Source organism: Mesorhizobium sp. WSM4313 (assembly GCF_002294725.1).
GTDB lineage: Bacteria > Pseudomonadota > Alphaproteobacteria > Rhizobiales > Rhizobiaceae > Mesorhizobium.
This window is the reverse complement of the sequence record NZ_NSFT01000043.1, coordinates 1-1,155: the sequence shown is the minus strand read 5'-3', so window position 1 is coordinate 1,155 and position 1,155 is coordinate 1. Positions and strand designations below refer to the sequence as shown.

The 1,155-nt window shown below is 62.6% G+C and carries 1 protein-coding gene; it reads left to right on the top strand.

Features of this window, described 5'->3' with window-relative positions; genetic code table 11:
• Positions 1–60: 60 nt before the first annotated feature.
• Positions 61–1,017, top strand: coding sequence for an IS5 family transposase (locus CK219_RS30975; RefSeq protein WP_095770217.1), 957 nt, complete (start codon positions 61–63; stop codon positions 1,015–1,017).
• Positions 1,018–1,155 lie beyond the last annotated feature (138 nt).

Genomic DNA, 1,155 nt, shown 5'->3' with positions numbered 1-1,155 from the left:
GGGCCTGTTGCGTAATTGGCTGGTTGTGATTCTCTGAGAGGAAGCTCGGAGGGAATCGCGATGGCTGTGAAGCAGACGGGACAGTTGAGCCTGGCGGAGGCGTTTCTAGGCGACAAGCTTGCGGGCGGTTCTTCGCCACTCGACCGTCTGTCAGGTCTGGTGAAGTGGTACCGCTTCGAGAAGCTGCTCAACCCGTTGCGCGATGGTGGACCTGGCCGGGCAGCTTGGCCGCCACTGGTGCTGTTCAAGGCGCTGTTGCTGCAATCGCTCTATGGCCTGTCTGATCGCGAGTTGGAGGAAGCGCTGGGCGACCGGCTGTCATTCCGGCGCTTTGCCGGGTTGGGGCTGGACGATACGATCCCCGACCACACGGTTCTGTCGCGCTTTCGCAATCTGCTTGTCGGCGAAGGGCTGATGGAGAAGCTGTTCGGCGAACTGGACCGGCAGTTGGAGAAAGCCGGCGTGATCCTGAAGCGCGGCACAATGCTGGATGCCACACTGATCGATGCGGTTTCGGCGCCACCGACGCCTGAGCGGCCGTCGAAGGACACAGACGCTCGCATCACCGCACGCAAGGGCAAACGCGGCCTCACCTTTGGCTACAAGGCTCATGTCGGGGTGGATGAGGGCTCCGGTCTGATCCGCACGGTGATCACCACACCGGCCAACGTCAACGACACGGTAATGGCTGATGCCTTGATCTGCGGCGACGAGAAGACGGTGTGGGCGGACGCCGCGTATGACACCCATGCTCGCCGTGCCCGGCTCAAGGCCGAAGGCAAGAAGGTGCGCATTGCCCGCCGCCCCAACAAGCATCATGCGCTGCCTGAGCGGCTCAAGCACTACAATCGCCTGATCGCCAGACGGCGAGCGGCAGTGGAGACCACCTTCGCCACGCTCAAGAACCGCATGAAGCTGACCATGATCCGCTATGTCGGACTGGCCAAGGCCGCAGCCCAGGTAACGATGGCGGCGATCGCTTTCAACATGCGCCGATGGGCGGCCATCACAGGATAGGTGCGCCCAGCTACCGGCCTAGGGGCCGCACCGCCACCATCAAACTCAACCCCAAGGCCAAATCGCCCACCAAGCACAACACACTTCGCGGTCAAAACCCCTCTGCGAGCCTGTTCTCGCTAACTGCGCAACAGGCCC